Source organism: Acinetobacter sp. LipI_23 (assembly GCF_058243045.1).
The window spans coordinates 3,368,224-3,390,142 of the sequence record NZ_JBZAYJ010000001.1; the positions used below are offsets into that span (position 1 = coordinate 3,368,224).

Annotated in this window: 14 protein-coding genes, 2 tRNA genes, 3 rRNA genes and 1 pseudogene; 5 read left to right on the plus strand and 15 right to left on the minus strand. The window is 42.6% G+C overall.

Annotated features, from left to right (window positions below):
- Positions 1–6: 6 nt before the first annotated feature.
- From AC4CVD_RS16605 to AC4CVD_RS16660, 12 genes and pseudogenes are all read right to left on the minus strand, one after another.
- Positions 7–759, minus strand: a pseudogene (locus AC4CVD_RS16605) (IS5-like element ISAha2 family transposase); the annotation flags it as partial.
- A 176-nt stretch (positions 760–935) separates the two neighbouring features.
- Positions 936–1,079 (minus strand): methionine/alanine import family NSS transporter small subunit, encoded by a 144-nt coding sequence (locus AC4CVD_RS16610; RefSeq protein WP_004691882.1) that lies wholly within the window; start codon positions 1,077–1,079, stop codon positions 936–938.
- A gap of 9 nt (positions 1,080–1,088) precedes the next feature.
- Positions 1,089–2,567: a sodium-dependent transporter gene (locus tag AC4CVD_RS16615; RefSeq protein ID WP_178896409.1), complete on the minus strand. Its 1,479-nt coding sequence runs from the start codon at positions 2,565–2,567 to the stop codon at positions 1,089–1,091.
- A gap of 959 nt (positions 2,568–3,526) precedes the next feature.
- Positions 3,527–4,087, minus strand: a complete 561-nt coding sequence (locus AC4CVD_RS16620) for a DUF4256 domain-containing protein (protein WP_162841296.1) — start codon at positions 4,085–4,087, stop codon at positions 3,527–3,529.
- 144 nt (positions 4,088–4,231) lie between these two features.
- On the minus strand, positions 4,232–5,590 hold the full coding sequence (locus AC4CVD_RS16625; protein WP_004691886.1) for an MFS transporter: 1,359 nt from the start codon (positions 5,588–5,590) through the stop codon (positions 4,232–4,234).
- Between the two features lie 370 nt (positions 5,591–5,960).
- A 5S ribosomal RNA gene (gene rrf, locus AC4CVD_RS16630) occupies positions 5,961–6,075 on the minus strand.
- Positions 6,076–6,250: 175 nt separating this feature from the next.
- Positions 6,251–9,144, minus strand: a 23S ribosomal RNA gene (locus tag AC4CVD_RS16635).
- Between the two features lie 411 nt (positions 9,145–9,555).
- Positions 9,556–9,631 (minus strand) — tRNA-Ala (locus AC4CVD_RS16640).
- Between the two features lie 67 nt (positions 9,632–9,698).
- Positions 9,699–9,775: transfer RNA gene (locus AC4CVD_RS16645), tRNA-Ile, on the minus strand.
- A 61-nt stretch (positions 9,776–9,836) separates the two neighbouring features.
- Positions 9,837–11,374: ribosomal RNA gene (locus tag AC4CVD_RS16650) — 16S ribosomal RNA — on the minus strand.
- Together the 16S, 23S and 5S rRNA genes with 2 tRNA genes alongside form the textbook arrangement of a ribosomal RNA operon.
- Before the next feature lie 427 nt (positions 11,375–11,801).
- Positions 11,802–12,371 (minus strand): peptidylprolyl isomerase, encoded by a 570-nt coding sequence (locus tag AC4CVD_RS16655; RefSeq protein WP_005402030.1) that lies wholly within the window; start codon positions 12,369–12,371, stop codon positions 11,802–11,804.
- 72 nt (positions 12,372–12,443) lie between these two features.
- Positions 12,444–13,502 carry an RNA-guided endonuclease InsQ/TnpB family protein gene (locus tag AC4CVD_RS16660; RefSeq protein ID WP_178896396.1) on the minus strand — a complete coding sequence of 353 codons (1,059 nt, stop codon included), beginning with the start codon at positions 13,500–13,502 and terminating at the stop codon, positions 12,444–12,446.
- 20 nt (positions 13,503–13,522) lie between these two features.
- Between AC4CVD_RS16660 and tnpA the strand changes: the two genes are divergently transcribed.
- Positions 13,523–13,936, plus strand: coding sequence for an IS200/IS605 family transposase (tnpA, locus tag AC4CVD_RS16665; RefSeq protein WP_005402021.1), 414 nt, complete (start codon positions 13,523–13,525; stop codon positions 13,934–13,936).
- 56 nt (positions 13,937–13,992) lie between these two features.
- Here the strand turns inward: tnpA and AC4CVD_RS16670 are convergent, their stop codons facing one another.
- Positions 13,993–15,219 carry a transposase gene (locus AC4CVD_RS16670; protein WP_490753458.1) on the minus strand — a complete coding sequence of 409 codons (1,227 nt, stop codon included), beginning with the start codon at positions 15,217–15,219 and terminating at the stop codon, positions 13,993–13,995.
- A gap of 192 nt (positions 15,220–15,411) precedes the next feature.
- On the opposite strand from AC4CVD_RS16670, the gene AC4CVD_RS16675 reads away from it, so the two are divergent.
- Entirely contained in the window at positions 15,412–16,080 is a 669-nt protein-coding gene (locus AC4CVD_RS16675; RefSeq protein WP_178896398.1) for an acetoacetate decarboxylase family protein, read from the plus strand.
- 47 nt (positions 16,081–16,127) lie between these two features.
- On the opposite strand, the gene AC4CVD_RS16680 is transcribed toward AC4CVD_RS16675, so the two are convergent.
- Positions 16,128–17,201 carry an alpha/beta hydrolase gene (locus AC4CVD_RS16680; RefSeq protein WP_126034728.1) on the minus strand — a complete coding sequence of 358 codons (1,074 nt, stop codon included), beginning with the start codon at positions 17,199–17,201 and terminating at the stop codon, positions 16,128–16,130.
- Between the two features lie 198 nt (positions 17,202–17,399).
- Here AC4CVD_RS16680 and AC4CVD_RS16685 point away from each other — a divergent pair, with 198 nt between their 5' ends.
- A complete protein-coding gene (locus AC4CVD_RS16685; RefSeq protein ID WP_114837305.1) occupies positions 17,400–17,948 on the plus strand; it encodes a hypothetical protein in 549 nt (182 codons plus the stop codon).
- Positions 17,949–18,085: 137 nt separating this feature from the next.
- On the opposite strand, the gene AC4CVD_RS16690 is transcribed toward AC4CVD_RS16685, so the two are convergent.
- Entirely contained in the window at positions 18,086–18,313 is a 228-nt protein-coding gene (locus AC4CVD_RS16690) for a hypothetical protein (RefSeq protein WP_114837304.1), read from the minus strand.
- 922 nt (positions 18,314–19,235) lie between these two features.
- On the opposite strand from AC4CVD_RS16690, the gene grpE reads away from it, so the two are divergent.
- Both grpE and dnaK read left to right on the plus strand, forming a co-directional pair.
- The gene (gene grpE / locus AC4CVD_RS16695; protein WP_058951459.1) at positions 19,236–19,784 is read left to right on the plus strand and encodes a nucleotide exchange factor GrpE; all 549 of its coding nucleotides are present in this window, start codon (positions 19,236–19,238) and stop codon (positions 19,782–19,784) included.
- A 119-nt stretch (positions 19,785–19,903) separates the two neighbouring features.
- Positions 19,904–21,844 carry a molecular chaperone DnaK gene (gene dnaK / locus AC4CVD_RS16700; protein WP_005401744.1) on the plus strand — a complete coding sequence of 647 codons (1,941 nt, stop codon included), beginning with the start codon at positions 19,904–19,906 and terminating at the stop codon, positions 21,842–21,844.
- The last annotated feature ends 75 nt before the right edge of the window (positions 21,845–21,919 follow it).

A 21,919-nucleotide genomic window follows, 5' to 3' on the forward strand; every position in this document is an offset into this window, starting at 1 on the left:
CAGAATTCAAGTGACAACTTGGGTATGAGGACGACCTAATTCTGTAAATTTGTTCAATACGGCTATGCGTGCATGAATCTCATTCACCTGACTAGAAAAACTCCTTGCTGTTAATTTATCACCTAATAGTTTGATGCAATGCATCTTGGTTTCAACTAAACTTCGACGATGATAACCAGACCATTTTTTCCAAAGCGTTCTTCCTAAACGTTTAACTGTTTTCAGTAACTCATTCCGCTCTAAAGATCTCAATTTCTGATCTTTCCATGGTTTTGCATTTTTTCTTGGCGGAATGAGCGCATGTGCATCTCGATCTAGAATGACTTGTCTGCAGTGCTTCGTGTCATAAGCACCATCGGTATAGACCGAATCAATTCGTTCATCTAAGGGAATTTGAGCAAGTAAATCACCGAGTACTTGCGAATCGCTCACATTATTTGTAGTAAGCTGTACTGCACGTATTTGCAAGGTTTCAGCATCGATGCCAATATGAAGCTTACGCCATTGGCGACGATATTCAGGTCCATGTTTCTTACGTTTCCACTCACCTTCACCTAGAAACTTTAAGCCAGTTGAGTCGACGAGTAGATGTAGCCCATCACTACTTTTTTGATAGCTAATCGCAATATCAATATGTTTTTGTCTTCGACAAAGCGTACTGTAATCTGGTGCGGTCCAATTTAATCCACAAAGTTTAATCAGACTTTGAACAAAACCTGTGACCATGCGTAAAGAGAGTCTAAATAAAGATTTGATCATTTTGAAATTATAGGACTGAATAAACCTTATAGGCTAGGTTTGTGCAACAAAGCCGGTCAGTGCTACAGCTCTCTTAAACCTGTTAAAAGTCCATAAAAAACCGAGTGACATTCACTCGGTTTTTTATCATTCACTGATTACAAATGAAATCAATGAATTGCCTTTTTCATCCAGTATTACAACGTATGCTGGTCTTTCACTTCTTCAAGAACATCATCGAGCTCTTCTGGATTTTTCATCAAGTGAAGAATAGACAATACAAGTCCACCCCAAACAAACAACATTGAAATCACCATCATTACGATTGCTGAAGTATTCATTTTTTTCTCCTAGCGATCTTTAACTTTGCTGAGTACGATTGCGAGGACAGCACAGAAAATCACACTGCCCCAACCAAATAGCCCTTGCAGACTCATGCTATAGGTATCGTAACCATTTTTCACCAAATTAAATAACGTCATGCTCAACGTCGTTAATAACACGAGTGAAGTAATCACGGTCAAGGTAAATGCCCAACCCTTACCGAGTTGAATTGTGGAAATACGGTTTACGTGATCACGCAACTCAATCAATGCTGAACGCTTAAACCAAGTAATACAAAGAATAGAAACAAGCGCGCCACCCACAATGCCAATGTTATTGATAAAGTGATCCACGATATCTACCAATTTAATCGCATTCACACTTGAGAATAAGATCACTGAAACCAGTGCACTACCACCACCAATAATGGTAACTGCTTTTTTACGGCTCCATTTTAACTTATCCTGCATTGCTGCAATCGGCACTTCCAAGATACTGACCATGGAAGAAATACCGGCAACAAATAATGATGAGAAGAACAATAGACCGAATAAATCAGCACCTGCACCAAGACTTGAAATGATTTTCGGGAAAGCAATAAATGCCAAACCGATACCACCACTCACCACATCTTGAACTTCTTTGCCTGCGGCATGCGCCATAAAGCCCAATGCAGCAAAAATACCAATACCCGCCAAGATTTCAGTTGAAGCATTGGCAAAACCAACGATTAAACCTGAGCCTGTCAAATTGGTCTTTGGCTTTAAGTAAGATGCATAAGTCACCATGATCCCGAAACCCACAGAAAGCGAGAAGAAGGTATGACCATACGCCGCCAACCACACTTTATAGTCCATCATCGCAGACCAGTTCGGCGTAAAGAATGCATTTAAGCCTTCTGCTGCACCGGGTAAACGAAGTGATTGCACCACTAAAATGGTGAATAAAACGAATAGCAAAGGCATGAAAATCTTATTCGATAATTCAACGCCTTTTTTAACCCCGCCAAACAGAATAATTAAGGTCAGTGCCCAAATTCCCACGATTGGCCAAAATAAATGGCTTACAAACTGTAAATCGAAACCTGTTGCTTTCGAAGTTTGTAAGTAGGTATTAAAGAAGAAACTTTCAGGGTCACTGCCCCAAGTCTGACCAATCGAGAAGTAAACATAGCTTCCCGCCCACGTCAGTACGCTGGCATAGTACAAACCAATGATGATACACACACAGACTTGCCACCAACCCAACGTTTCACCGCCTTTAAACAAAGCCCGATAGGCTTTAGGTGGTGACCCCGAGCTACGGTGTCCCGTTGCATAATCTAAAAATAACAGAGGTAAACCAGCGGTAATTAACGCCAATAAATAAGGAATAAGAAAGGCACCGCCACCATTTTCATAAGCAACATAAGGGAAACGCCAAATATTACCTAAACCTACAGCCGAACCTACAGCTGCAATAATAAAACCAGATCGTGATGTCCAGTTTTCACGAGTTCCTGACATAAAACACCTAAACCTAGGTCCCTTTTAATTGCTTTTTATTTGGTTATCTCGCAACAAAAAAGAACCATTTAATATTAATCTTGAGTGTTTGATTTAGCTTCGACCTTTTGGGTGCAAGGTTCTAAATGACAAACAGAGGAGTTTTCACAAAACCTTGGTTAAAGTGTGTCGATTAAACTTCCCTTTTATATGGTTCAACAATACTCACTTTTATAAAAATATTCTGTAATTTCTGCTTCAAATATTCCATTTTTATAATGTGTGCTGATTCAACCGTTCAATTAATCAGCTTATTTATTGTACAAAATTAGTTGTAAATTAACAAACTTTTTGGAATGATTTATTCCACCTATTTCGCTGCATAAAATTTTAATATCCCTCAACGATGTTCAACCTACTAAAAAATCAATCTAAAGGCTGCTCAAGCCATCAATTGTATGTATAAAACATTACTTTTCACATTTTTATTCAAATATCCACTCCATCGGAGAAGATTGATCATGTTTCTGATGAACATCACATGCATGCATACAACTTTTTAATATTGTTCTGTATTTATCGAGCAGTCGTATTTACAACTGCGCGATACCAGTGATGCTCTATATTAAAAAGGAAAAACGGTCAAACCCTATCGTTGTCGAGCAGGATCAGTTCATTAAGCCAATCTAGCATTGATTAGGCTATTTAAACGATGCTGATCTAAAGCACTAAGCAAAAATTATAAGCCATTCACTTTTGTCAGCTTAGGCTTACAAATAGCGTGGTTAAAATGCTGTATGAACAACAGCCACCGCCATGTATATTTAAATCATCAGGAAACAGGACGTTTCCCAAACTTAAAACAACAATAATCAGTTTGAGCATCAGGATGTGAGGTATGACAGGAGTTGTATCTAAACACTGAAATACAAAGAAACCTCGACAGGATGTCGGGGTTTCTTTTTTTCTCTATTCCACAGTTAAAGCTGAATATAAGTCCGAAATCCTCGACTCGCATAGTACGAAGCAGCGCCATTATGATAGGTAAACGTACGACCATAGCGCTGATCACAAAAAATTGCCCCGCCTTGCTGACGTAATTCAGCTGGAGTCTCAACCCAACTGGATGTTTTCAAGTCAAAATTAAAGATCTGCTGTAAAAGATAATACTGTTGTTCCGTCACTAAGCTTAAGCCATACGCCTGTACCCAATCGAGCACTGTATTTTCAGGCGGATGATCCTTGCGACTCAATAGTGCCTCTCGGTCATAACACATGCTCCGTCGCCCCTTCGGTGACTCAATCGAACAATCAAAAAAATACACATCTTGTGTATTCGGTAAAACCACGACATCAGGCTCACCTCTACTCATTTCCATTTGTTGTAAGGCGTATAATTTTTCCGGAGACTGCAAAAGTTTTTCTCGGACAAATGCCCAACTAATTTGCATATGACGTTCAGTGTACTGCTGAAAACGCTGTTCTAGGATGTTGAATAAACGTTCACTTTGCTCAGGTTCGAGTTTTTTCTGCTGCTTAATCATTGTTATTGTACTGCCCTATTTAAAGCTGCCTTTAGCATAGCACTCTCCTTCAAACACGATCAAATACCATCCAACGGTACATCTATTTTGAAAAAAATAAAGGCCCTCACAACGAGAGCCTTTTATTTATTTAAGATTTAACTAAGAAGATGCTTTGATTGAACTTGAAACTTTCACCTGAGTTTTAACTGCTTCTTCAGCACTATTTAAACGGATAAAAGAAACTGCTATCGCAGCAAGTACCGCAGGAATTGCCACAGCAATAAAATTCAACTTATGTGGTAATTCCATGCCCAACAATACACCAATGACAATTGGACCCACGATTGCACCCACACGGCCAATTCCTGATGCCCAACCCAACCCAGTTGAACGAACAGCCAATGGATAATATTGCGCCACATAGCTATATAGTAAAATACTACAACCGATTGAAGCAGCTCCTGCAAGTGCAACCAATAAATAAATTACAGGTTGTGGTGAATTAAAGCCTAAACCCACCAATGCAAATGCCCCGACAGTCAACATGCTAATAATGACAGGTTTCAAGTGGAAACGATCCGCAAGCACACCACCACCAGCAGTGCCAATCACCGCACCAATGTTCAAGGAAAGGAGGAACATTAAACTGCTGCCCATCGAATAACCCGCAGCCATCATCAGTTTTGGTAACCAGCTTCCTAGGGCATAAACCATCAATAAGCACATGAAGAAGCAGCACCAAAATAAAACTGTACCCATACCACGGCCATTTTTAAACAAGGCAGCGACAGATGCATCAGGGACTTTTGCTTCATTCAGCACTAGAACAGTATCTGAAGTTACAGTCTCTTCAGGTACCAGACGTTGAATAATGCTGCGTGCCTTTTCTGTTTGCTGGTCTTTCACTAAAAAAGTGACTGATTCAGGTAAGAATTTCCATAAAATAGGAATAAACAGTAATGGAATACCCGCAATGAAAAACATGATCTTCCAGCCAAAGGTTGGCGTAAACGCAACACCTAGTAGTGCTGCCATAATTCCACCCATTGCATAGCCACTAAACATCGCGGTCACCAAAGTACTACGAAACTTCTGAGGCGCATATTCCGAAGTTAAAGCGACCAAGTTCGGTAATACACCACCAATTCCAAGACCCGCAATAAAGCGTAAAATACCAAATTCAGTCGGGTTTGATGCAAAGCCACCCGCAAAAGTGAACCCACTGAACAACGTAACACAGATAATAATGACTTTTTTACGGCCAATTTTATCGGCCAGCATCCCAAATAGCATTGCACCAAACATCATGCCTGCTAGGGCCGTACTGGCTAGCATTCCCGCTTGAACAGCCGTCATACCCCACTCTTTCATTAAAAGCGGTAAAGCCACACCGTTAATTGCTAAATCATAGCCGTCAAATAAGACGACGAATAAGCACCACAAAACAACCGTTAAATGAAAAGGCTTAAACTTAGCCTGATCGATTACAGCATTTACATTCATTGTTGTCGCTGTCATTTTTCTCTCACCTCCAATTGTGAGCTTTATTATAAAAAGTGAATCCAAATTCACTTTTACATAAAATGAATCATAATTCAGTTTTTGTCTATAAATAAAACAATTGAAACAGCTTTTTTTGGAAAAACTAGACTAAAGTTGTATAAAAATGACGAAAAAATAATTTGCACTACATCAAATTCTTTGATAAACAATAGATGTTTCACATAATTTTAATTTATATAAATGTATTTTTGTATAATTTAGCGTGTATTCTCCGCTCTAATTCTCTTCTTTCCCACTTAATATTTCGCTTTTTCTTTATTATTTAATATTTTCATCATAAAAAAATCCCCCTCAGCGATTAGCGGAGGGGGATTTAGAATTAATGAGCTGGCGATGACTTACTCTCACATGGATAACTCCACACTACCATCAGCGCTAAGAGGTTTCACTTCTGAGTTCGGGAAGGGATCAGGTGGTTCACTCTTGCTATTGTCGCCAGCACAACTGTTTATGACTATTCGTTGGGTCTAACCTCAGAGCAGTGCTCTTCGTGCCTAACTTTCATCAAATGAGTTATTAACAGGTATATTTGAGTTGGATATTTTATCTAGCTTTATAACTAAATCAAGTTGTTTGCAGTGATTTGAACCACAACACCAACTGTTTGGGTGTTGTATAGTCAAGCCTCACGAGCAATTAGTATTGGTCAGCTTCACATATCACTATGCTTCCACATCCAACCTATCAACGTCGTAGTCTTCAACGGCTCTTTAGAGGACATAAAGTCCTAGGGAAATCTTATCTTGAGGTAGGCTTCCCGCTTAGATGCTTTCAGCGGTTATCCCTTCCGAACATAGCTACCCGGCGATGCGACTGGCGTCACAACCGGTACACCAGAGGTTCGTCCACTCTGGTCCTCTCGTACTAGGAGCAGATCCTCTCAAATTTCCAACGCCCACGGTAGATAGGGACCGAACTGTCTCACGACGTTCTAAACCCAGCTCGCGTACCTCTTTAAATGGCGAACAGCCATACCCTTGGGACCTGCTTCAGCCCCAGGATGAGATGAGCCGACATCGAGGTGCCAAACACCGCCGTCGATATGAACTCTTGGGCGGTATCAGCCTGTTATCCCCAGAGTACCTTTTATCCGTTGAGCGATGGCCCTTCCATACAGAACCACCGGATCACTAAGACCTACTTTCGTACCTGCTCGACTTGTGGGTCTCGCAGTTAAGCGCGCTTTTGCCTTTATACTCTACGCGTGATTTCCGACCACGCTGAGCGCACCTTCGTACTCCTCCGTTACTCTTTAGGAGGAGACCGCCCCAGTCAAACTACCCACCAGACATGGTCCTCGTCCCGGATAACGGGACAGAGTTAGAACCTCAATATTACCAGGGTGGTATTTCAAGATTGGCTCCACCGAAACTAGCGTCTCGGTTTCAAAGCCTCCCACCTATCCTACACAAGTAAGATCAAAGTTCAATGTCAAGCTGCAGTAAAGGTTCACGGGGTCTTTCCGTCTAGCCGCGGGTACACCGCATCTTCACGGCGAATTCGATTTCACTGAGTCTCTGCTGGAGACAGCGCCCCCATCATTATGCCATTCGTGCAGGTCGGAACTTACCCGACAAGGAATTTCGCTACCTTAGGACCGTTATAGTTACGGCCGCCGTTTACTGGGGCTTCGATCAAGAGCTTCGCTTACGCTAACCCCATCAATTAACCTTCCAGCACCGGGCAGGCATCACACCCTATACGTCCACTTTCGTGTTTGCAGAGTGCTATGTTTTTAATAAACAGTTGCAGGGGCCTGGTTTCTGTGGCTGCCAATAGCTCAAGGAGTAAATCCTATCACCGTCGGCAGCGTACCTTCTCCCGAAGTTACGGTACCATTTTGCCTAGTTCCTTCAGCAGAGTTCTCTCAAGCGCTTTGGTCTACTCGACCTGACCACCTGTGTCGGTTTCGGGTACGATTCCTATGTAACTGAAGCTTAGAGACTTTTCCTGGAAGCATGGTATCAGCCACTTCACTGTACAAGTACAGCTTGCTATCAGTTCTCAGCATACAGTACCCCGGATTTGCCTAAGATACATGCCTACAACCTTCCACCTGGACAACCAACGCCAGGCTGACTTAACCTTCTCCGTCCTCTCATCGCATTACATAGAAGTATTGGAATATTAACCAATTTCCCATCGACTACGCCTCTCGGCCTCGCCTTAGGGGTCGACTCACCCAGCCCCGATTAACGTTGGACTGGAACCCTTGGTCTTTCAGCGTGCGAGTTTTTCACTCGCATTGTCGTTACTCACGTCAGCATTCGCACTTCTGATACCTCCAGCATACTTCTCAATACACCTTCATCGGCTTACAGAACGCTCCCCTACCACTTGCAATAAATTGCAAATCCGCAGCTTCGGCATATAGTTTTAGCCCCGTTACATCTTCCGCGCAGGCCGACTCGACTAGTGAGCTATTACGCTTTCTTTAAAGGGTGGCTGCTTCTAAGCCAACCTCCTAGCTGTCTATGCCTTCCCACATCGTTTCCCACTTAACTATAATTTTGGGGCCTTAGCTGGCGGTCTGGATTGTTTTCCTCTTGACTACGGACGTTAGCACCCGCAGTCTGTCTCCCGGATAGTACTCATTGGTATTCGGAGTTTGCATCGGTTTGGTAAGTCGGGATGACCCCCTAGCCGAAACAGTGCTCTACCCCCAATGGTATTCGTCCGAGGCGCTACCTAAATAGCTTTCGGGGAGAACCAGCTATCACCGAGTTTGATTAGCCTTTCACCCCTATCCACAAGTCATCCCCTGGCTTTTCAACGACAGTGGGTTCGGTCCTCCAGTTAGTGTTACCCAACCTTCAACCTGCTCATGGATAGATCACCCGGTTTCGGGTCTACACCCAGCAACTAAACGCCCTATTAAGACTCGATTTCTCTACGGCTCCCCTATGCGGTTAACCTTGCTACTGAATGTAAGTCGCTGACCCATTATACAAAAGGTACGCAGTCACCGAACATGTCGGCTCCCACTGCTTGTATGCATGCGGTTTCAGGATCTATTTCACTCCCCTCACAGGGGTTCTTTTCGCCTTTCCCTCACGGTACTGGTTCACTATCGGTCAGTCAGGAGTATTTAGCCTTGGAGGATGGTCCCCCCATATTCAGACAAGGTTTCACGTGCCCCGCCCTACTCGACATCATCATATCAGCCCTTTCGTGTACAGGACTATCACCCACTATGGTTGCACTTCCCAGAGCATTCCACTAAAACTGATATGACTTAATGGGCTTTTCCCCGTTCGCTCGCCGCTACTGAGGGAATCTCAATTGATTTCTTTTCCTAAGGGTACTGAGATGTTTCACTTCCCCTCGTTCGCCTCGTATGACTATGTATTCATCATACGATACCTGCCTTATGACAGGTGGGTTTCCCCATTCAGAAATCTCCGGATCACAGGATATTTGCCGCCTCCCCGGAGCTTATCGCAGGCTATTACGTCTTTCATCGCCTCTGACTGCCAAGGCATCCACCACATGCACTTAATTACTTGACTATACAACCCCAAACAGTCGTTAATCCCTACAAGTAGGATTAAGACAGTCTATGATGATTTCTCATCACTTCCTTACAGTTTGTTGTTCTGTGTACTTAAACACTGTACAGCTTCAATTCAATTCACATACCAAAACGCTTGATTCAGTTAATTTCGCTAGTAACTCATTTCTTCAATCTTCATCAATCAGTAATAAATCACTGTTAATGTCGATCTTAAAAATGAGTATGAACAAATTATTTCAACTCAAATATATTCTGTTAATGATTTTTCCAGCCTTCGTCAGGTCAGGAAACTGTGATAAATCACAGAGATTAATAACAACGAAGCGCATTCTACGCTTTATTATCACTAAGCTCTATAAGCTATCAGTTCGTTTGCTTAATGTTTAACTCATTGCATCGCAATGAGTGGTGGAGACTAGGAGAGTCGAACTCCTGACCTCCTGCGTGCAAAGCAGGCGCTCTACCAACTAAGCTAAGTCCCCAGCTTATCAATAAGTCAATGTTTCTGTTTTCTGTATTCAGCATTTAACAATGCTTGTTAGTCAGATTTGGTGGGTCTGACAAGACTTGAACTTGTGACCCCACGCTTATCAAGCGTGTGCTCTAACCAACTGAGCTACAGACCCTCAGATACATCGTCATGAAGAACAACTTGTTGTGGATTCTTACCAATCGTCAATCTTTCGTTAAGGAGGTGATCCAGCCGCAGGTTCCCCTACGGCTACCTTGTTACGACTTCACCCCAGTCATCGGCCACACCGTGGTAAGCGTCCTCCTTGCGGTTAGACTACCTACTTCTGGTGCAACAAATTCCCATGGTGTGACGGGCGGTGTGTACAAGGCCCGGGAACGTATTCACCGCGGCATTCTGATCCGCGATTACTAGCGATTCCGACTTCATGGAGTCGAGTTGCAGACTCCAATCCGGACTACGATCGGCTTTTTGAGATTAGCATCCTATCGCTAGGTAGCAACCCTTTGTACCGACCATTGTAGCACGTGTGTAGCCCTGGTCGTAAGGGCCATGATGACTTGACGTCGTCCCCGCCTTCCTCCAGTTTGTCACTGGCAGTATCCTTAAAGTTCCCGGCTTAACCCGCTGGCAAATAAGGAAAAGGGTTGCGCTCGTTGCGGGACTTAACCCAACATCTCACGACACGAGCTGACGACAGCCATGCAGCACCTGTATGTAAGTTCCCGAAGGCACCAATCCATCTCTGGAAAGTTCTTACTATGTCAAGACCAGGTAAGGTTCTTCGCGTTGCATCGAATTAAACCACATGCTCCACCGCTTGTGCGGGCCCCCGTCAATTCATTTGAGTTTTAGTCTTGCGACCGTACTCCCCAGGCGGTCTACTTATCGCGTTAGCTGCGCCACTAAAGCCTCAAAGGCCCCAACGGCTAGTAGACATCGTTTACGGCATGGACTACCAGGGTATCTAATCCTGTTTGCTCCCCATGCTTTCGTACCTCAGCGTCAGTATTAGGCCAGATGGCTGCCTTCGCCATCGGTATTCCTCCAGATCTCTACGCATTTCACCGCTACACCTGGAATTCTACCATCCTCTCCCATACTCTAGCTTCCCAGTATCGAATGCAATTCCTAAGTTAAGCTCAGGGATTTCACATCCGACTTAAGAAGCCGCCTACGCACGCTTTACGCCCAGTAAATCCGATTAACGCTCGCACCCTCTGTATTACCGCGGCTGCTGGCACAGAGTTAGCCGGTGCTTATTCTGCGAGTAACGTCCACTATCCTAGAGTATTAATCTAAGTAGCCTCCTCCTCGCTTAAAGTGCTTTACAACCAAAAGGCCTTCTTCACACACGCGGCATGGCTGGATCAGGGTTCCCCCCATTGTCCAATATTCCCCACTGCTGCCTCCCGTAGGAGTCTGGGCCGTGTCTCAGTCCCAGTGTGGCGGATCATCCTCTCAGACCCGCTACAGATCGTCGCCTTGGTAGGCCTTTACCCCACCAACTAGCTAATCTGACTTAGGCTCATCTATTAGCGCAAGGTCCGAAGATCCCCTGCTTTCCCCCGTAGGGCGTATGCGGTATTAGCATTCCTTTCGGAATGTTGTCCCCCACTAATAGGCAGATTCCTAAGCATTACTCACCCGTCCGCCGCTAGGTTAGGTAGCAAGCTACCCTTCCCCGCTCGACTTGCATGTGTTAAGCCTGCCGCCAGCGTTCAATCTGAGCCATGATCAAACTCTTCAGTTAAAAATCATTAGTAGCTTATGGCTACAAATCTTGGCTCATCAATTTTCTGACAAATATTTCTCAAATAAACTTCGAGTAATTTCTACCATCAATCAATGAAATATTTTCGATCGATCAATCAGTAAAAATCCACACAAGTTGTTCTTCATAATCTCTTAATGATCTTTCTAACACCTCGTCAGTGCTAGAAGCTGGACTCAATATACTCAACAACTCAGCACTTCGTGCTTCGTTCGTTTCCGTCTATCTCGTCGGTATGGGGTGCATTCTAGAGGATTTCTAAAGCTTTGCAAGTGCTTTTAACTGGTTGTTTTATCGGGTGTTGTATTTTTATGCACTAAAAAGGTTCAAAAACATGCAGTCACACACCTAACCTAATAATTTTAAAGCAGAAATATAAATTTAATATTTCTGCTCTCTTTTTTCATTACTTTTGCACTGCTGCTGCTTTAATATTCACACTGAGAATTTTAACAGGTTGTTTCGGTACATCTTGATGTGGCCCTGCACGTCCTGTCGGTACTTTAGTGATCTTATCCACCACATCCATACCTTTAGTGACCTGACCAAAAACCGCATAACCTGCGTTATTGGTACTTCTATCTAGAAAGTTATTATCCACCACATTAATAAAGAACTGACTGGTTGCAGAATGCGGTAGGTTGGTTCGTGCCATCGCCAAAGTGCCACGTTTATTAGATAGACCATTGCTTGATTCATTTTGAATGGCTGGTCGAGTTGGCTTTTCTACAAGGTCCGCAGTCATACCCCCGCCTTGTACCATGAAACCCGGAATGACGCGATGAAAGATCGTGCCGTTATAAAACTTAGCTTTCGTATAGTCTTCAAAGTTTTTTGCTGAGATAGGTGCTTTATCATTAAACAGTTCAATTTCGATGTTGCCCATTGATGTTTTCATTTCAACAATCGTGTTATTTGCCATGACCGCCATACTCATACATGTAGCCGCCACTGCAACTAAACTCTTCTTTAACATTTCTTTACTCACAGCATTCAGATGTTATTAGATTTCGGTATATTAATCGTTCAGTTTGACATCCTCCGCGACCTAAAGGACGGGGATTCCTACTGCTAGACGCTCATGTCCGAGCGCAAGAATATTCAGTGCGGAATTTATATCCCTATCATGGAATGTACCGCATTCCATGCACTGCCATTCTCTTATTCCAAGTCCCGTTCTACCTTTCGGACTACTACAGCGTGAGCCACAGCTCGAACAAGTTTGGGTGGTATAGGCTTCATTGACTTCTTTATACCATACACTTGCGTTCTCGCATTTATACTTGAGCATGGTTCTAAGTGTTGTCCAACTTGCATCTAATACAGACTTCGCTAGTTTAGTCCGTGCTAATGCCTTTGCATTCACATTACCAACGAAGATGGCTGCATGTTTATTCACCAATTTATGACTGAATTGATGTAGCGTATTTTGACGTATGTTTCTAATCTTGGCATGAATCGCTTTAACACGCTTTTTATTTCTAGCACGTTGAGCAATGCCAAGTTTTTGTTCGTATTGCCGATAGATTTGAGGGGCTTTGAGCTTTACGCCATCTGAACAGGTTACAAGGTCTTTTAAGCCCAAATCCATACCGATTGAGGTATTACCCTTTGATTTAACTTGTTTTGTCTTATCAACAACTAAACAAACATACCAACGTCCACGACTGTCTTCTACAAATGAGCCTGTTTTGACGTTGTATTTTGATAGTCCATAGCTATCCCATAGCTTGAATTGATGCTTGCCATACTGCACGTAGCCATCAGCATATTTGATTGCAACCTTTTTGAAGGGTATCCAACCCAAAGAACGTCTTGCAGACTTCTTATTACTCACCCGCCATTTTAGCTTTGCTTTTTTAAACTGCTTTCTTCGAGTAACCAATTCTTCTGTTATCGCTTGAACAGTTTGACTATGCAGATTGCATTCTTTAGATGTGCCTTTCGTGTATTTAGCAATATCGTAAGCTGAAAGAAATTCACCTTTTCTTTTTAGATGTTTAAATCCTAAATCATTCACATAATTCCAAACAAAATTTACTTCCAATGCGAGTTGGTCTAGTACCTTGTAATGTTTGTCTTTTATGCGTAACTTAAGTGTTTTCATGATTAAAATATATTTGGTCTATGAGCAATAGTCAAGAGATTAGAACAGGTCGCCACTGTGTTTTTAATATGCATGTACATTTAGTCTTTGTGGCTAAATACCGTAGAGATGTTTTTACCAAAGCAATGCTTGAAACAATGCGTGAAGTGTTTGAGCGTATCTGCTTAGACTTTGAAGCCGAGTTGGTAGAGTTTGATGGTGAACACGATCATGTTCATTTGCTTGTGAATTATCCACCTAAAATAGCAATTTCTAGCTTAGTGAATAGTTTAAAGGGTGCTTCAAGTCGCATTGTAAGAACCAAACACCCTGAAATTAAAAACAAGCTATGGGGCAGTGCTTTGTGGTCGCCTAGTTACTTCGCTGCTTCATGTGGCGGTGCGCCAATTGGAATTGTTAAACAATATATTCAACAACAGCAAACACCGCATTAATGGCTTACGCCACTCGCTTATATCCTCGGGCTAAACCCATAGGTATCTACACATCTTTAGGTACTTAATGCAATTGTTGCGATTTCATTCAGTTCATCTATTGAATATTCTGAGAGCAGTTGAAGAGTGTTCAGTAAAATCGAAAGTCCTGCTAATATCGCAGGTGCACTTTCCAACCTACCTCTCTTCTGCTGTCGGCCTGAAAGACGGGTCAGAAATATACGAATTTTTTGATTTTGTTCATCTTCAGAACGCTGTATTCGCCAAGTCAGCACACACGCCATACTGCTGATCAGGAGCCGTCTTAAAATCGCTGCAGGTGTGGTTTGAAGCCATGATTCAACGTCATGGCCTGCCTGCTTGATAAGCTTGAAATAGCACTCAATTGTCCAGCGCCAGTAATACCAGGTGGTTAATTCAACCACATCAATTTCTGAAGAAACATTGCTGATCAGTGACCATCTCGCGACTGCTTTACCTTGAGCATCTTTCACCACAGCAACAATTAATCTGGCTGTAACCGCCTTGCCTGGCTGGGGAGCAACCCGTTGGCCTGAATCATCTTTTCTCTTCGGCTTTGCTGCACGCGTTATCCGAATATCGGTTTCTCCAACATGCAGCATATGCCGGTTTCCTTTATAAGCAATCGGCTTAACCTGCTGAGTTACTACTTTTTCTGCGGCTTCTGCAACTTTGTAGATTTCCCCTTGATACTCAATCCGATGACTTTCTTTGGCCCGGATCAACCATTTAAAACCATGGCTGCTGATTTCCCTCAAGTGGGCAATCGAGTCTCCTTCACGGTCAATGATATGGACTTTTGTTTTCTCAATCGGATACTGTTCAATCGTTTTAATTTGTTCTGCGAGTGAGTCCAAATGGGACTTGCGCTCGCTGTATTGTTCACTGAATGTAGAGTAACAGCCGGATGCATCTGTTAGCGTCTGAGCTAATGGCGCAATCGGGAGCCCTGATGACGCATCGACAAGTAAACTGCTTTGCAATTCATAGCCTGAATTCGCCTGTGTTCTTTGAAGACGCTGAACCTTATGATTGTGCTTTACATACTGCAGCTGAGACCAGTCATGAACGATTAATGCATACTGATGCGATGATGTCTTGATCTGTTCGCATGCAAGAAGCTTAATCGGCTGGTTTAATTGACTAAAAGAGATTTTATCATTATTCAGGAATCGCCAAACTGCCTGTGTAGTTGAGAAACTCGACTTTTGGGTAGAGGCTAGGTTTTTTATTGCGGGAGCAAGTGAAGCAAGAGGATTCATATTGAGTTTTACAAGGCCGTTATAGCGTTTGACAAGACGCTGATCCAGGCCAGAGATGTTAAATTGAAGAGCATGCTCTTCAATTTAACGCAAAGCTCGGAAATTGTGTAGATACCTATGGGCTAAACCCCGAGGTTTTACGCTCCAATGGATAAATAAAACACTACTTCTTCTAAGAAAACGAGAATAACGATGAATGAAGCTTTAGCCCTGTCTCAATTGAGTCAATTTCCACCTTGGCATTTACAAGGTGAAGCCTTTATTTTGAATTATTGGATCAGTCCGCAATTTATCCGACAATATAAAGCGTTTCGTATCGCCCCGTCCCCGATTGGTCGTGTGGTTCAAGTCATGTTGGTGCGTTATCATCAATCCCCTGTTGGACCTTATGATGAACTGCTTTTGCTCGACCACCCTTTACTGAGCAAACGGCGATTAAGCTCGATTCCTAAAATTTATGTGTCTACACAGATTTCAGTTGAACATGGTCAACAACTTTGGGGCATTCCGAAAGAGTTCGCTCAGTTTGACTGGCATACGCAGCACGAAACAACACAATGTCAACTCAGCACTCAAGACCAAACCCTGTGTTTAACACTCACCCAATGCAAAAAGGCACGTCCGTTTTATATTAATAGTCATCACATTCCACGTTCCATGCTCAAAATACAACAAGCATGGCAAGGTCAACGCTATGAGTTTTCTCCACAGTTTCGCGCAAAGCTAATAAAACTGAAAAAATTTGAATGGCAAAACCATACCACCCTCTTCCCAGACTTTGGCCAAGCCAAGGCTCTACAAAGTTTTTATGTCCCGAGTTTTCAGCTCGTTTTTCCAGAAGCCAAAATCCGCTCTAAATAAAAAAAGAATGTTCCACGTGAAACATTCTTTTTAAAATCCATGCTTTTTTATTTGGCATTCTTATCCCAAAATTTTCTAAAATTCTTTGCCATTTCTATGGTAATTTTTTTTGCCCGACGAGAAATGATGGTGAAGTTCACAAACCCATGGGGTTGATCTAGATAATTCTGATAATAAACCTTATTGCTCTGCTGCTTTAATTTGATGGCATAAATTTCACCTTCATCATGCAATAAATCATGACCTGCGGTGATGACAAAAGCGGGTGCGACACTTTTTAATACACCATAAGTCGGCGAAACAATAGGATCATCCAGAGCTACCTGATGTTGTTCAGCATACAACGACGTCACTCTATCGACATCTTGCCCCGTTAAGGTCAGTCCATCTTTATAAGCAAAGAACGATGGATGGCGACTTTTGAAATCGACCACGGGGTAAATTAACAGTTGTGCACTTGGCGCATAAGCTTTTGCAGCAGTTCGCTGCGCCACCACAGCACTGATATTACCACCGGCACTATCGCCAGCCACCGCAATTCGATTTTTCAAAATTTTGAACTGACGACGGTTTTGATAGACCCAAGCCAAAGCATCTTCACAAGATTGAATTAATAAATTCGGGCCAACTTCTGGCGCCAAAGGATAATCAATACTGAGCACCTGCACTTTGGCATGGATCGCCAGTAAGCGACAGACTTCATCATGACTGTCGAGACTGCCGACCACGAAGCCGCCGCCATGATAAAACACCAGCATCGGAAGTTTCTTATTCGGTGCAGGATGATAATGCCGCGCAAACACAGTTCCACTTTGTAAAGGTAGACGTAAATCCTCCACTTGTTTTACCGTGCTGGGTTTGGCGGTCAACATTTGAATTTGATGATCAAACAATTTACGCGAACGGTGGTAGTCTTCAAAAATAAAGCCCGATTTGCCTTGCTTATATTGAGCCGCCATTAAGCATTTAATAAAGGGGTCCAGTTGTTCAAACTGGTGAGGATAACCTAGTGCTTTCACCAGGCCTTCTTGTGCTACTGTCGGTAAGCGATCAATCATACGTGCCGCAGTGCCTTGGCCTTGTTCCATCCATTGTTGTAAAGTTTGATTCAACACGCCCATATCAATAATATCCTTTTATCGTTCTTCATATTCTCTACATGATCATCACTTATGTGACCATTCTCTTATATAAGTCTTCACATCAAGATACATAGCAATACGCCCTATACGCTAATCTTCTTTTAAGAGCTTGTCATTGACAATTTTTATGCCGATTTAGGAGTGTTTTGCTACTCCGTTTTATGAAGGAGACCTGCCATGACTAAAAAAATAATATTCCTCTCGCTCATCAGCACCTTGTTTGTTGGTTGTGTGGCTTTTCCCGAGGATGGCTATTATGACGGACGCTACGACCACCGCTATGATTATGATGATCGACGCTACGACCAACATGATCGCTATGAACGTGAACGAGAACGCCAACGTTGGGAATACCAACAACGACAAAACCGTATCGAACGCGAACGTCGCGAAGCAGACCGAAACCGCCAAAGACATGCTGAATGGGAACGCCAAAACCGCGAACAAGAACGGCAACGTATTGAAGCTGAGCGCAAACGGATCGCTAACCAACGTCATCACGACTGGCAACAGAAAAAGCGTGATCAAGAGCGATTAAACCAAGAACGTAAACGTTATGATGCTGAGCGTCAGCAACGACAAAATGCCGAACGCAAACGTCGTGAGCAAGAGCATCAACGGACTGAAGATCGACGCAAACAATCCCATAAGGATCGTAAGCAACGTCCCGATGATCAACGCCGCGATCAAAACAAAGGTTGGGATAACTCACGTCAAGAACGATAAAATCGTCATCGTACATCAGACTGATGAAATAACACGGCTGAACAGCTTCTAATTATTTACCCTTAAAAAAAAGACCTTCACGGCATCCTGTGAAGGTCTTTAACAAAGCGAATGTAAGAGAAGTTCTCTTTTAAGCTTTATTGTTGTGTTGTCGCAGGTGTAGATTGGATGGGTTCAATCTGAGCCGCAGGATCTGCTTGAACCTCGACTCCAGCACTTCCCTCAACGGTTGCAGTTGCATCTGGTGCAGTGGTCACTTGAGCGGACTCTGGTGCAGTACTGGTTTCACTTGAGCTACAGCCCACGATGGCAAATGCTGAACCTAAAAGCGCTAGAGACAATAATGCAGTTTTCTTATTTAACATTCTTTCATTTCCTTTTACATCATACAAAAATAGCAAAGCCAAACTTTGCCCTGCCTATCTTTGTCAAATCTGAAAACTTTTACACACGTTCTGAGTTGTAGTTTTTGCAGACTCGAGTACAACTTGTGCAATTTTTTATTAATTGGGTACAAATACCGCCTTAGGACTACATCTCCACAGCAGCTCAAGTTAATATGCTGATTCTGCATTATTTCTTTCTTCGGTGAGCAGCATAAATAGGAACTCTATGCTTACACCATCAACTCTTCAGTATTGCAGAACTCTTGTATGCTGATACACGATTAAATAATGTTATTTTTAAAATTGAAGCAAAAAAAAGCTTAATCCAAGGTAGATTAAGCTCGAGAAAGCATACAAAAATAAAGAAACCACAGCCTTAAAATCGAATTTTGAGTGCAAAGCTCGAATCACTCTGACAGGATTATACCTTTGCACCGAATAGAGTACTTTTGGGAGACGTACTATTCAAAAACCTAAATCTCTAAATTAAGAGGGTTTCCCCAAGCTATGCAAATAGGTCGCAGTCACCATACTTTACTCTCTCCACAAAGTATGATCACCGCTGATGAACTCATTATGTGGTCAAGCGAAAAATTAGTAAAACAGATAAATTTAATTAAAATAATTCAATGTAACGATTAGCCTTTGTCAACATAAAAAACTCAAGCAGGATTGGAAATGGACCTTTGCACAGAATAAGCACCTAGAAAGCCTGATTTCAGCAATTTTTTACCAAAAATACATGAATTAATCACTGAAGCCGCTTGAATTTTTGGCTGTTGCCCCGACCTTTTGTAGTAATCCTGAATTCAATGACGCATGGCAGTTCAGATTAACCCAGTTAACACTGATGCCTGAAGGACTGTACATGTTTAAGAACCCATTTAAACGGAGTAAATCAATGGCGACTGAGCACAATCAAGAAGCTCAAGATCTAGGGCAAGAGCAAGCGGATTCACAAACAGCGCAAACTCAAGCTGAAACGGAGCAAGCTGAAGTTTCAGTTGAGGATTTACAAGCTCAAATTACCAATCTTGAAGAAAGCCTAAAGCTTGAAAAAGCACGCACTGCAAATGCTGTATACGAAGCACAAAAAAGTGTAGAGCGTATTCAACGTGAATCCGATAAGCATAAAGACACCGTTCTCGAAAAATTCGCAAAAGAGTTACTGGACTCAGTGGATAATTTAGAACGTGCCCTTAGCGCATCGGGTGAGGAAAAAACACCAATGTTTGAAGGTGTGGAACTGACGTTGAAATCGTTACTGACTGCACTGGAAAAATTTGGTGTGGTCGCAGTTGATACAGCAAATGGTTTCAATGCGGACTTGCATCAAGCAGTCGGGATTGATCCAAATGCGAAAGCCAACGAGATCGGAACGGTATTACAAAAAGGTTATACCTTAAATGGTCGTTTGCTTCGTCCAGCAATGGTCATGGTTGGCGCATAAACTCTATAAATTCGAGAGTTTGTAAAATTTTTTCTTGATTATCACTTGAAAAAAATTGAACGGCTCTCATATCGAATAACAAGCAAAAACATTGCAAAAATTTTTGAGGAATCATCCAAATGGCTAAAATCATTGGTATTGACTTAGGTACAACAAACTCTTGCGTCGCTGTACTTGAAGGCGACAAAGTTAAAGTGATCGACAACGCTGAAGGTGCACGTACAACACCATCGATTATTGCGTATAAAGATGGCGAAATCTTGGTGGGTCAGTCTGCAAAACGTCAAGCAGTGACTAACCCTAAAAACACATTATTCGCAATCAAACGCTTGATCGGTCGTAAGTATCAAGACCAAGCGGTTCAAAAGGACATCGGTCTTGTCCCTTACAAAATCATCAAAGCTGACAATGGTGATGCTTGGGTTGAAGTAAACGACAAGAAACTTGCACCACAACAAATCTCTGCTGAAATCTTGAAAAAGATGAAGAAAACTGCAGAAGATTACTTAGGTGAGACAGTAACTGAAGCGGTGATTACCGTTCCTGCTTACTTTAACGATGCACAGCGTCAAGCAACTAAAGATGCGGGTAAAATCGCAGGTTTAGAAGTTAAACGTATCATCAACGAACCAACGGCTGCTGCACTTGCGTTCGGTATGGACAAAAAAGAAGGCGACCGTAAAGTTGCAGTTTATGACTTAGGTGGTGGTACTTTTGACGTATCTATCATTGAAATCGCTGATCTTGATGGCGACCAACAAATTGAAGTGTTATCAACCAATGGTGATACTTTCCTTGGCGGTGAAGACTTCGATAACGCTTTAATCGAGTTCTTGGTTGAAGAGTTCAAGAAAGAACAAAACTTCAACTTGAAACAAGATCCACTTGCATTACAACGTTTGAAAGAAGCAGCTGAAAAAGCAAAAATCGAGCTTTCTTCGTCAAATGCAACTGAAATTAACCTTCCGTACATCACGGCTGATGCGACTGGTCCTAAACATTTAGTGATTAACGTAACACGTGCAAAACTTGAAGGTTTAGTGGCTGATTTAGTTGAACGTACAATCGAACCTTGCCGCATTGCGCTTAAAGATGCTGGTCTTTCAACAAGCGACATCTCTGACGTAATCTTGGTGGGTGGTCAATCTCGTATGCCACTTGTACAACAAAAAGTACAAGAGTTCTTCGGCCGTGAACCACGTAAAGACGTGAACCCTGACGAAGCGGTAGCAATGGGTGCTGCAATTCAAGGTGCGGTATTGTCTGGTGACAAAACTGACGTACTTCTTCTTGACGTTACTCCGTTGACACTTGGTATCGAAACCATGGGTGGCGTGTTAACAGCAATTATTGAGAAAAACACCACGATTCCTGCTAAGAAATCTCAAGTGTTCTCAACTGCTGCGGACAACCAACCTGCTGTAGACATTTCTGTGTTCCAAGGTGAACGTAAAATGGCACAGCAAAACAAATTGTTAGGTAACTTCCAATTAGGCGACATTCCACCTGCTCCACGTGGTGTGCCACAAATTGAAGTATCGTTCGACATTAACGCTGACGGTATCTTGAAAGTATCTGCGAAAGATAAGAGCACTGGTAAAGAGCAATCTATCCAGATTAAAGCAAACTCAGGTTTGTCTGATGCTGAAATCGAAGCAATGATCAAAGATGCTGAAGCGAATGCTGAAGAAGACCGTAAGTTCGAAGAACTTGCGAAAGCACGTAATGAAGCGGATGCATTGGTATCTTCTGCTCAAAAAGCAGTAAAAGATCTAGGCGAGCAAGTAACTGCTGACGAAAAAACTGCTGTTGAAACTGCTGTTGCTGAGCTTGAAACTTCGACTAAAGAAAATGATGTAGAAGATATCAAAGCGAAAACTGAAGCACTTCAAAACATCATCATGCCGATCACGCAACGCGCTTATGAAGCTGCGCAAGGTCAAGGCGGTGCTGAAGGTTTCGACCCGAATGCATTCGGTGGTGACGCTGGTCAACAACAAAAAGCGGACGATGGCGTTGTAGATGCTGAGTTCACTGAAGTAAAAGATGACAAAAAATAATTTGTCTCTTTAATAAAAAAACCGCGCTTAGGCGCGGTTTTTTTATTACCTAAATATTGTTGTTTCACATTCCAC

What these genes read in the sequence shown, in the direction of transcription:
- AC4CVD_RS16610 (WP_004691882.1), bottom strand. Translation starts at nt 1,079, where the DNA reads ATGAATACTTCAGCAATCGTAATGATGGTGATTTCAATGTTGTTTGTT.
- AC4CVD_RS16615 (WP_178896409.1), bottom strand. Translation starts at nt 2,567, where the DNA reads ATGTCAGGAACTCGTGAAAACTGGACATCACGATCTGGTTTTATTATT.
- AC4CVD_RS16625 (WP_004691886.1), bottom strand. Translation starts at nt 5,590, where the DNA reads ATGACAGCGACAACAATGAATGTAAATGCTGTAATCGATCAGGCTAAG.
- AC4CVD_RS16655 (WP_005402030.1), bottom strand. Translation starts at nt 12,371, where the DNA reads ATGTTAAAGAAGAGTTTAGTTGCAGTGGCGGCTACATGTATGAGTATG.
- AC4CVD_RS16660 (WP_178896396.1), bottom strand. Translation starts at nt 13,502, where the DNA reads ATGAAAACACTTAAGTTACGCATAAAAGACAAACATTACAAGGTACTA.
- tnpA (WP_005402021.1), top strand. Translation starts at nt 13,523, where the DNA reads ATGAGCAATAGTCAAGAGATTAGAACAGGTCGCCACTGTGTTTTTAAT.
- AC4CVD_RS16670 (WP_490753458.1), bottom strand. Translation starts at nt 15,219, where the DNA reads ATGAATCCTCTTGCTTCACTTGCTCCCGCAATAAAAAACCTAGCCTCT.
- AC4CVD_RS16675 (WP_178896398.1), top strand. Translation starts at nt 15,412, where the DNA reads ATGAATGAAGCTTTAGCCCTGTCTCAATTGAGTCAATTTCCACCTTGG.
- AC4CVD_RS16680 (WP_126034728.1), bottom strand. Translation starts at nt 17,201, where the DNA reads ATGGGCGTGTTGAATCAAACTTTACAACAATGGATGGAACAAGGCCAA.
- AC4CVD_RS16685 (WP_114837305.1), top strand. Translation starts at nt 17,400, where the DNA reads ATGACTAAAAAAATAATATTCCTCTCGCTCATCAGCACCTTGTTTGTT.
- AC4CVD_RS16690 (WP_114837304.1), bottom strand. Translation starts at nt 18,313, where the DNA reads ATGTTAAATAAGAAAACTGCATTATTGTCTCTAGCGCTTTTAGGTTCA.
- grpE (WP_058951459.1), top strand. Translation starts at nt 19,236, where the DNA reads ATGGCGACTGAGCACAATCAAGAAGCTCAAGATCTAGGGCAAGAGCAA.
- dnaK (WP_005401744.1), top strand. Translation starts at nt 19,904, where the DNA reads ATGGCTAAAATCATTGGTATTGACTTAGGTACAACAAACTCTTGCGTC.